This is a genomic window from Aquiflexum sp. (assembly GCF_977115555.1).
On the sequence record NZ_CDSBKL010000011.1, the window covers coordinates 17,727 to 27,003 of the forward strand.

The following is a 9,277-nucleotide window of genomic DNA, read 5'->3' on the forward strand; positions in this document are numbered from 1 at the left end:
TATTGATGACAAAGGTAATCAAGTTTGAGACCAAGACTTGTGATACTTGTCTTAAATAGTGTCAAAATTAGGGTAGGGTTTTGGTCTTTATTTGTAAACCATACTGTAAAACAAAAGCCAAAGCAGAAACATCAAAACATAGCTGAAAAGAACTACTAAGGTGGATTCAGCAATTGTCCTTCGGCTGACGGTATGAAATCCTAGGATCAAAAAGACAATGTAGACCACTTCGAAAAGGTTGATTGCTCTTAATGGATAGTGGTATTTTGGTGCAACGTTTTCCGGATCAACCAATGAAAATAATGAAAATGGGTAATAGTCTCTGATTTCTTCAAAGGTTACCGAATCAGAAGGTTTGATGTAAATCAACATTTTGATCAGTTCGGGAATAATGAAAATAAATTCTGCTACCAAAACATATTGCCAAAGGCGAACAAATGGCGCTTTATAGCCAAATGCAAATGCCCCCAACCAAATCACAAAAGCTGTGGCAGTAAATTTCCACAATAATGCAAAAGGTGTCCATAGGTAGTTCAAAGCATTGAAAACATGGAAAATCATAAAAGAGCCATCCTCCTCTAACTTCTCATATCCAGGAATGGACTGTAGGATCAGGTCATTGGTCACATACCTGACCAAAAGATATAAAATCACCAAAATCAAAAAAAACAGCCTTTTGTCGAAATCTAAATTGGCTTCGATGCGTTGTGAGATAGGACTTGGAGTCTGAGGCATAATCTGAAATAATTATAGCCAAATCTAAATGATTGTTTGGAATTGCATATAATTTTGGGGAAAATTTAGAATAAGAATGCGAAAAGGAGGATTTTCAACTGTATTGATTTTATTGTTGTTTGCAAACATATCAATTGCACAAGATCAGCCTTTGGACCAGGTTGGAAAGAGTGAGTCCCCTTATTTATTATTGGACAAAGGCTTGCAATTTAGGATAACCGAAAATGTAAATGCTTTGTACAATTTTGACTTCGAGACCGCTGAGCGTGGTTTTAGGGTCATGCAATACCAATATCCTGAGCATCCTTTGCCTTATTTTTTATTGGGATTGAGCACCTGGTGGAAAATCGCACCTGACGTTGAAAATGACAAATACGATGATCTGTTTATAGATCAAATGGATGTGGTCATAGATAAGGCAGAAAAATTATTGGATGACGATCCAAAAAACAAAGAAGCTGCCTTTTTCCTTGCCGGAGCTTATGGCTTTCAAGGAAGGTTGTACAGTGAGAGAAAAAGCTGGACAAGGGCAACTTTTGCTGGAAAAAACGCTCTCAAATATTTGAATATGAGTAGGGGTGAAGAAGAATTGGGTCCCGAATTGCTTTTGGGAGACGCCTTGTTCAATTACTTTTCTGTTTGGATTCCTGAGAATTACCCCTTATTAAAACCTGTGGTCGCGATGTTTCCCAAAGGAAACAAAGCCCTCGGCCTGAAACAACTGGAGGATGTGGCGCAGAACGCATTCTATGCTAGAATTGAAGCCCAATATTTTCTGTTTAGGCTGTATGCTTCGGAAGAAAAGCAACCCTATAAAGCACTTGCCATCACGGATTACCTGCATGGTAAGTTTCCAAATAATCCCTATTTCCACCGGTCCTATGCAAGACATTTGTACACTGTTGGAAGAATCACAGAGGCCAAAGAGATTTCAGAAGAGATCCTCCAAAGGATAGATGACAAATGGACTGGATATGAATCAAACAGCGGAAGGTACGCTGCCTTTTACATAGCCCAATACTACGACAGGCTTGGAGATCAAAGAGAAGCAAAGAAGTATTATCTCAAGACACTTTCCTATGGGGAAGAATCCGAAACCCAAGAAAGCGGTTATTATCTCTATTCCCTGATAGCTTTAGGAAAAATGGCAAACCAAGAGAATAACAAGGCTTTGGCAAAGAGTTATTTCAATCAGGTAAAGAAATATGCCAAACGAAAACACCCTGCCCACAAGGAAGCAAGAGATTATATCAAAAAGAATAAACTTTAAGATTGTTTTCCCGTAAGAGTTATATCAAATTCAGGAGATAATTTGAATTACTTCTTAAAAATTGAAACAATTCAATGCAAAAATTTTGAAAAGTTGCTAATTGGTAAACAATATTTTGCAAATGAGGTTTAATTTTGTAATTAATTGTTTTAAAACAATATCAATTTATATTAACTTTGCACGACATAATATTTTGAAAATTCAAGAATCATGGATAATAGCATAAAAGTGAAATTCGACAAAATAGACCGCAAGATACTGGAGATACTTCAGGCGAACGCCAAAATAACAAATGCCCAACTTTCAAAAGATATCGGACTTTCACCTGCCCCGACATTGGAAAGAGTTAAGAAATTGGAACAATCCGGAATCATCAAAAGCTATCATGCCAAATTGGATCCTGAAAAAATCGGACTTGGTGTGAGTACATTTGTTTTGGTCAGTCTTATCGGTCACAATAAAGGAAACATTGATGCCTTTATGAAAGAAATCAATGAAATCCAGGAAGTGATAGAATGTCATCACATCACCGGTACAGGAGATTTTATCCTGAAGATCATAGCGAAAGACATTACTGCTTATCAAAAACTGATGCTGGAAAAAGTCAGTGAAATTAAAGAAGTTGATTCCATGCAATCCATGGTGATTCTTTCTACTTTTAAAGACAGTAAAGTATTGCCTATCCCTGCTTAAAATTTATTAAACATAAATCTCAAGGGTGGCCAAAAGTCACCCTTTTTTTATTGGAACCATACATGGAAAATCCCTGGAAAACCAAATCCAAAGAAATGATTTACGAAAATCCCTGGATCAAACTGGAGGAACATCAAGTGGTGATTCCATCCGGCAAAGACGGTATATACGGTAAAGTCACTTTTAAGAACAAGGCATTGGCTATTGTTCCGGTAGACGGAGACCTCAATACCTGGCTTGTGGGACAATTCCGATACACTCTGGATGAATATTCTTGGGAAATCCCTATGGGTGGTGGACTTTTGGATGTGGATATTCTTGAATCGGCAAAAAGAGAGCTCAAGGAGGAAACCGGTCTCACAGCCACAAAATGGACGAAAATCATGAGGATACATACTTCCAATTCTGTGACGGACGAAGAAGGGTTTGTTTACCTAGCGGAGGAACTCACTCCTGGCGAAACGGAATTTGAGGAAACCGAACAGCTACAGGTTCTCAAATTACCGCTCATAGATGCTATTCAAAAAGTAATGGATGGCGAAATTACAGATGCCATTTCTATAGCAGGACTTCTGAAGGTGGCAAGAATTCTTAATCTCTGACAAGCGATACAATCCAAATGGGCATTTCAAATTTCAAGGATAATTTTTCAAGGACTTTTTACTTGGCATATCCTGTCATGCTAAGCCAGTTGGGACAGGTATTGGTTGGTGTGGCAGACAGCATGATGGTAGGAAGGCTTGGTGCTGTCCCATTGGCTGCGGCTTCTCTGGCCAACAGTATTTTCTTTGTGGTATTGATGTTTGGAATCGGAATATCTATGGCAATGACGCCTTTGGTGGCTATGTCTGACGGTAAAGGTAAAGTTAAGCGCATTTCAAGGTTGTTTAACCATGGTTTTACGATCAATATGGCAGGTGGGATAATGATGTTCTTTTTGATTTTGATGGCATCTCCATTTTTGAAGCACCTCAACCAACCTGAAGAAGTCGTCATTTTGGCAATTCCATATTTGGCGATTATCACTTTTTCTCTTCTTCCGTTTATGTTTTTTCAGACCTTCAAGCAATTTGCTGAGGGACTTTCCCAAACCAAACAGGCCATGTACATTACCATCTTTTGCAATGCAGTTAATGTGTTTCTCAATTGGGTTATGATCTATGGAAATCTTGGTTTTCCTGCACTTGGATTGAATGGAGCAGGATGGGCTACTTTGATATCCAGAATAATGATGGGATTGATGATGGCATATTATGTTTGGAATTCAAAGCGTTATAAGCCTTACAGCCTCAGTTTGGGATTTAAAAAGTTGAGTTTTCCGATGTTATCAAAATTGATTAAAATCGGGGTTCCGACAGGGTTTCAGTTTATTTTTGAAGTTGGTGCATTCAGTACAGCAGCCATCATGATGGGTTGGATCGGTGTCACTGCACTTGCGGCGCATCAGATAGCCATCAACCTCGCATCAATCAGCTACATGATGGCCTCTGGGCTTTCGACAGCAGCTATGATCAGGGTTGGTAATCAGTTAGGCCGAAATGATATCAGAACGCTTCGGGAGGCAGGATTTACAGTCTTTGTGATGGTAGCAGGATTTATGAGTGTGGCAGCCGTCATATTTATCGTTTTTAGAGAGTTTTTGCCTTCGCTCTACATTGATGATGCTTCAGTGATTCAGATGAGTGCTACTTTGTTGATCATTGCAGGATTTTTCCAATTATCTGATGGAATTCAAGTCGTTGGACTTGGAGCACTCAGGGGAATGTCCGATGTGAGGGTACCTACCATAGTGACCTTGGTTGCTTATTGGGTCATTGGGTTGCCATTGGGTTATATTTTGGCTTTTTGGTTTGGTATGCAAGAAATAGGGATCTGGGTTGGACTACTCATTGGACTGACTGTGACTGGGATCATGCTTTTGTACCGATTTCATAAACTTAGTCAACGGTTACTCCTTAAGCATGGAAGTAATATTTCAGTGGCATAGTTTGCCTTTTTAATATTGAGTTTTCTTTCTATTTTCCGAAATTAAATTCGGAAACTGATATGAGAAAATTCTTGCTTGCCATCACATTGTTTATTGGATTCGGCACAATCCTTCTAGCCCAATCTCCACATATCTTAAGCCAAAGAGATCAGGCAGCTGTCATCGATAGTTGGCTTGAGGAGCGTATCCAAACTCTTTTGCCTACACTGATGGACAGGACGGAGATAGACATGTGGGTGATCATATCTAGGGAATATAATGAAGATCCGGTCATCAAGACTTTTTTGCCGGCAACTTGGCACGCTGCTCGGAGACGAACTATGCTGGTGCTTTACAAAGCACCAGGTTCAGCCACTGTGGAAACATATGCCGTAGCAAGATATGATGTGGGAAAATCTTTTAAAAAGGCCTGGGACCCGGAAAGCCAACCTGACCAATGGAAGCGACTTTCAGAATTGATCATCGAGAAAAATCCAAAGAAAATCGGTTTAAACATCGCCAAAGATTTTGGACATGCTGATGGACTCAATGTCACAGAATACAATACCCTGATATCATATCTTCCTGAAAATTTCCAAAATAAAATCACTTCTGCACAAAATCTGGCAGTGGGATGGTTAGAAACAAGAACTCCTTCTGAAATGGCAACCTATCGGCATTTACAGACCATTGCCAATAACATCATAGCCGATGGGCTTTCAGAGAAAGTGATTACCCCGGGTGTCACCACCACTGATGATGTGGTATGGTGGTATAGGGAGAGGATCAAAGAGCTTAAACTAGATACTTGGTTTCATCCATCTGTAGATATCCAAAGGGCAGATCCTGCATCACAGGGCCAATTGAGGTCTTTTGCAGTCAAAGCAGACTCTGAAGTCATCATGCCCGGAGATATGCTTCATATAGATTTTGGAATTTCATATTTAAGGTTGAATACCGACACGCAACAACTAGCATATGTCCTAAAACTTGGTGAAAATGAAGTTCCCCAATACCTCAAAGACGCAATGAAAGTAGGGAATAGGCTTCAGGATATCCTCACTTCGCAGTTTGTGACAGGTCGCACCGGAAACCAGATCCTCAGAGAAACTAGGAAAGTGATGGAATCTGAAGGAATAAAAGGCAGCATATATTCGCATCCGCTTGGTATGCATGGACACGCTTCCGGGCCTACTATTGGCATGTGGGATAATCAGGGAGATACTCCCGGTGCAGGCGATTATCCTTTGTATCCCAACACTGTTTATGCAATAGAGTTAAATGCAGTGGTTTTTCTAAAGGAGTGGAATAAAGAGCTAAGGGTCCAGTTGGAGGAAGGAGCATTTTTTGACGGGGAAAAAGTTACTTATCTTAATGGTAGGCAAATAGAAATCATGCCTATTCCAAGAAAAAACGGATTTTTGCACAACCCGTAAGGCTCATTCAAAAATCGACTTGACAGGGATTTCTTTGTTGATTATTTCTTCGATTTGGGTAAGGATTCCATAACTACAAAGGAAATGCCCTCCTGAGTAAAAGAAAATTGCTGTTGCGTGCCTTATTTTGTTTAAAGCATATAGGTCAAATCCAGTGAGTGAAGCACTAAGGATAAAAAAAAATGCACCGGTAATCACAAGAGCAAAACTGCGACGACTTACATAAAATCTTCTGTTCATTGCCAATACGAAAGTAGAGATACCAAAAAACGAATATAGCAGCCCCGGCAGGAAAAACTCATTGGTGTACTCCAAGACAATGGCAGCATAGATTCCCAAGGATATAAGAGCAATGATTTCAGGCCATCTTTTCATTAAAGATGGCCTGAAGTTTTTCTCGGAATATTGTGCAGAATGAATATACAATAAGCCATAGCTGGTCTGTGCCACAATGAAAGTACAAATTCCGATTGTCTTGAAAAGGGTTTCTTCAATATCAAGTAACATTAAAAAATCGCCAGAAAATGAAAATATTGATGCCACTATCATCAATGACATTAATGGATGGGGATTTTTTTTGAACTTATATAAAAGTCCAAATATCAGAATAGGGAGCGTAGATAAATTGAATATGAAAAAACCAACTTCTTTACCGGACAGAAGAAATGTAATTGCAATAATGACCGTTGAAAAATATAGAAGAGTAAACTTATTGTTCCAGACTAACATTCAGATAATCAATTTATAAGCGATCCTAAAAATAATATTTTCAAACAAAATAAAATGCTTTAATAATAAAATAAATTGTAAAAAAATTCTAATAATTCATATTAAACCAATTAATTTAACTTTTTTATCAGGTTTTTTGGAAAATGGTATTTTTCAGCTCTTGAATTATAATATTATTGGTTTAGTGTCTCAATTCGGTTTTTTTAGTATTCTTCAAAAATAGCAGGATGGTGAAAGCGGTCAATGAAAATATTCCTGCTATAGAAAAAACCAAAGGGAAATTTTCCGATTTATTGGCAAACACAAAACCGGATACCAAAGCGCCGATGCCTATTCCTGACTCCATCGCAATGTACATTGTAGCCAATGCCCTTCCCCTAAATTTATCCATAGAAAGGTCAATCGTCCATGCTGAAATGGTCGGAGAATTCATTCCCACAGAGCATCCGAAAATTACTCCTCCTAAAAGGAACATCATTTTTGATTCCGCAAACCCTATCAGGAACATCGCTATTCCCATAGAAAGAGATGCCAAAATCATTACGGGAATTCTTCCATACTTGTCTGAAGCACGGCCGGCAATGATCCTGATTCCTAAAGATGAGAGTGTGAAAACGGCAAAGAAAAGTCCTTTGTTGAGGATTCCCAGATGTTCCGAAAAATCGGGAATTATGGTGAGTACTGCCCCAAATGAAAACACGGTCAAAAACAAAATCAGAGATGGGACCAAAACTCTTTTTTCTATGACTTCATCCCGCTTCAATTTCAATAACCTGAAATGGAATTTTTCCGGTTTGGCGACAGTCTTTTTTAACCTGATCAAAATCAGAATGGAGAGAATGGCCGTGAACGCTGAGGTATAAAAAAGAGGTTGAATTCCCCAAATTGAGCCGATGTATCCACCTGTTGCCGGACCTGCAGCCATTCCTAAAGACCCAAACAAGGATTGGATACCCATAGCTTCCCCACGTCTGTTGAAGGGGACAATGTCTGCCACGTAAGCAGAAGTACCCGTTGGAGTAAATCCTGTGGAAAAACCATGCATGAACCTTAAAAACAGAAAACCTGCCACTGAGGTGACGATAGGATAAGACAAACTAGCAATAATGCAGACAGAGGCACCAAAAACCATTACCGGAATCCGACCGATTTTGTCAGCCAACTTACCGCTAAACGGTCTGGAAAGTCCTGCAGAAAGTGTAAATAGGGCAATAATCAATCCCTTGTAATCCTCGCCACCCAAAGAACTCAGGTAGGAGGGGAGTTCCGGGATGATCATATTGAAGCTTGAAAAAAACAAGAACGAACTCAGACAAAGGAGAAAATAATCCAACGTAAAGAATGGAGGTAAAAATCTCATGAAGAAGTTCGGTTAGAAATAAAGCAATCCCGATCCAGAACTTGTCTGAACCAGGATTGTAAAGTCAAAAAGATCAATCTTGGTTAGCTTCTTCTTCGCTTTGTGCAAGCAAAAATGCCTTTATAAACTCATTGATGTTACCATCCAATACACTCTGTGTGTCTGAAGTTTCGTATCCGGTTCTCGCGTCTTTTACCAATTTGTAAGGGTGGAGGACATAGTTTCGGATCTGAGAGCCAAAATCAATCCTCAATTTCCCGGATTCTACTTTCGCCCGCTCAGCATTCCTTTTCTCCATTTCCAATTGATAGAGCCTTGATTTCAACATTTGCATGGCTTTTTCTCTGTTGGCAAGCTGTGACCGCTCTATCTGGCAAACAACAACAATGCCGGTAGGTTTGTGGGTCAGTTGAACTTTGGTTTCGACCTTGTTGACATTTTGTCCTCCTGCACCGCCCGAGCGGGAAGTATGAAGTTCCACATCTGCAGGATTGATGTCTATCTCGATGGTGTCATCGACTTCAGGATAGGCATATACAGAGGCAAATGAGGTATGTCTTCTTCCATTGCTATCAAAAGGCGAAATCCTCACCAAGCGGTGAACACCGATCTCAGATTTGAGGAATCCGTAAGCTAAAGGACCTTCAAACTCCAAGGTACAGGATTTGATACCTGCAACTTCACCTTCCTGTAAATCCACCTCCCGGACTTTATAACCATTTTTTTCTCCCCACATGATGTACATTCTCATCAAAATGGAAGCCCAATCGTTACTTTCCGTTCCGCCGGCACCAGGATTGATTTCAAGCACTGCATTGAGTTGGTCTTCCTCGCTGCTGAGCATTTTTTTGAGTTCAAGGTCTTCCACCTCGCCAAGTACTTTTTTGTATTCAGACTTCATTTCTTCTTCAGAAACTTCGTCCATGGAGTAAAAGTCAAATAGAACTTCCAGATCCTGAAGGCTGGTTTCTACTTTTTCATAAGGGGCAGTCCATGCTTTTTTTGCCTGAATCTGCTTCATTGTTTTCTCCGCTTCATCAGAATCATTCCAGAAACCGGGCTGTGATGAAACAGCCTCCAAATCTACT

9 protein-coding genes are annotated in these 9,277 nt (G+C 39.7%); 5 read left to right on the forward strand and 4 right to left on the reverse strand.

Going from position 1 to position 9,277, the window contains the following annotated elements; translation table 11 throughout:
• Positions 1-87: 87 nt before the first annotated feature.
• Entirely contained in the window at positions 88-735 is a 648-nt protein-coding gene (locus ACZFYI_RS01535; RefSeq protein ID WP_462522360.1) for a sulfate ABC transporter permease, read from the reverse strand.
• Positions 736-811: 76 nt separating this feature from the next.
• Between ACZFYI_RS01535 and ACZFYI_RS01540 the strand changes: the two genes are divergently transcribed.
• The 5 genes from ACZFYI_RS01540 to ACZFYI_RS01560 all read left to right on the forward strand — a co-directional run bounded on the left by ACZFYI_RS01540 (position 812) and on the right by ACZFYI_RS01560 (position 6,100).
• Entirely contained in the window at positions 812-2,005 is a 1,194-nt protein-coding gene (locus ACZFYI_RS01540) for a tetratricopeptide repeat protein (RefSeq protein ID WP_462522361.1), read from the forward strand.
• Positions 2,006-2,215: 210 nt separating this feature from the next.
• Positions 2,216-2,698 (forward strand): Lrp/AsnC family transcriptional regulator, encoded by a 483-nt coding sequence (locus ACZFYI_RS01545; protein ID WP_113924451.1) that lies wholly within the window; start codon positions 2,216-2,218, stop codon positions 2,696-2,698.
• 62 nt (positions 2,699-2,760) lie between these two features.
• Positions 2,761-3,300, forward strand: a complete 540-nt coding sequence (locus tag ACZFYI_RS01550) for an NUDIX domain-containing protein (protein ID WP_462522362.1) — start codon at positions 2,761-2,763, stop codon at positions 3,298-3,300.
• Positions 3,301-3,317: 17 nt separating this feature from the next.
• Positions 3,318-4,685: an MATE family efflux transporter gene (locus tag ACZFYI_RS01555; RefSeq protein WP_462522363.1), complete on the forward strand. Its 1,368-nt coding sequence runs from the start codon at positions 3,318-3,320 to the stop codon at positions 4,683-4,685.
• Positions 4,686-4,744: 59 nt separating this feature from the next.
• Positions 4,745-6,100, forward strand: a complete 1,356-nt coding sequence (locus tag ACZFYI_RS01560) for a M24 family metallopeptidase (RefSeq protein ID WP_462522364.1) — start codon at positions 4,745-4,747, stop codon at positions 6,098-6,100.
• Positions 6,101-6,103: 3 nt separating this feature from the next.
• Here ACZFYI_RS01560 and ACZFYI_RS01565 read toward each other — a convergent pair whose 3' ends face one another.
• From ACZFYI_RS01565 to prfB, 3 genes are all read right to left on the reverse strand, one after another.
• Positions 6,104-6,829, reverse strand: coding sequence for a lysoplasmalogenase family protein (locus ACZFYI_RS01565; RefSeq protein WP_462522365.1), 726 nt, complete (start codon positions 6,827-6,829; stop codon positions 6,104-6,106).
• 181 nt (positions 6,830-7,010) lie between these two features.
• Positions 7,011-8,189 carry an MFS transporter gene (locus ACZFYI_RS01570; protein ID WP_462522366.1) on the reverse strand — a complete coding sequence of 393 codons (1,179 nt, stop codon included), beginning with the start codon at positions 8,187-8,189 and terminating at the stop codon, positions 7,011-7,013.
• Positions 8,190-8,262: 73 nt separating this feature from the next.
• Positions 8,263-9,277, reverse strand: a 1,015-nt coding sequence (gene prfB, locus ACZFYI_RS01575; RefSeq protein ID WP_462522367.1) for a peptide chain release factor 2, incomplete at its 5' end; no start/stop codon positions are given.

Bases quoted from the DNA above. Each gene is read 5' to 3' on its own strand.
- ACZFYI_RS01535 (WP_462522360.1), bottom strand. From the start codon at position 735: ATGCCTCAGACTCCAAGTCCTATCTCACAACGCATCGAAGCCAATTTA.
- ACZFYI_RS01540 (WP_462522361.1), top strand. From the start codon at position 812: ATGCGAAAAGGAGGATTTTCAACTGTATTGATTTTATTGTTGTTTGCA.
- ACZFYI_RS01545 (WP_113924451.1), top strand. From the start codon at position 2,216: ATGGATAATAGCATAAAAGTGAAATTCGACAAAATAGACCGCAAGATA.
- ACZFYI_RS01550 (WP_462522362.1), top strand. From the start codon at position 2,761: ATGGAAAATCCCTGGAAAACCAAATCCAAAGAAATGATTTACGAAAAT.
- ACZFYI_RS01555 (WP_462522363.1), top strand. From the start codon at position 3,318: ATGGGCATTTCAAATTTCAAGGATAATTTTTCAAGGACTTTTTACTTG.
- ACZFYI_RS01560 (WP_462522364.1), top strand. From the start codon at position 4,745: ATGAGAAAATTCTTGCTTGCCATCACATTGTTTATTGGATTCGGCACA.
- ACZFYI_RS01565 (WP_462522365.1), bottom strand. From the start codon at position 6,829: ATGTTAGTCTGGAACAATAAGTTTACTCTTCTATATTTTTCAACGGTC.
- ACZFYI_RS01570 (WP_462522366.1), bottom strand. From the start codon at position 8,189: ATGAGATTTTTACCTCCATTCTTTACGTTGGATTATTTTCTCCTTTGT.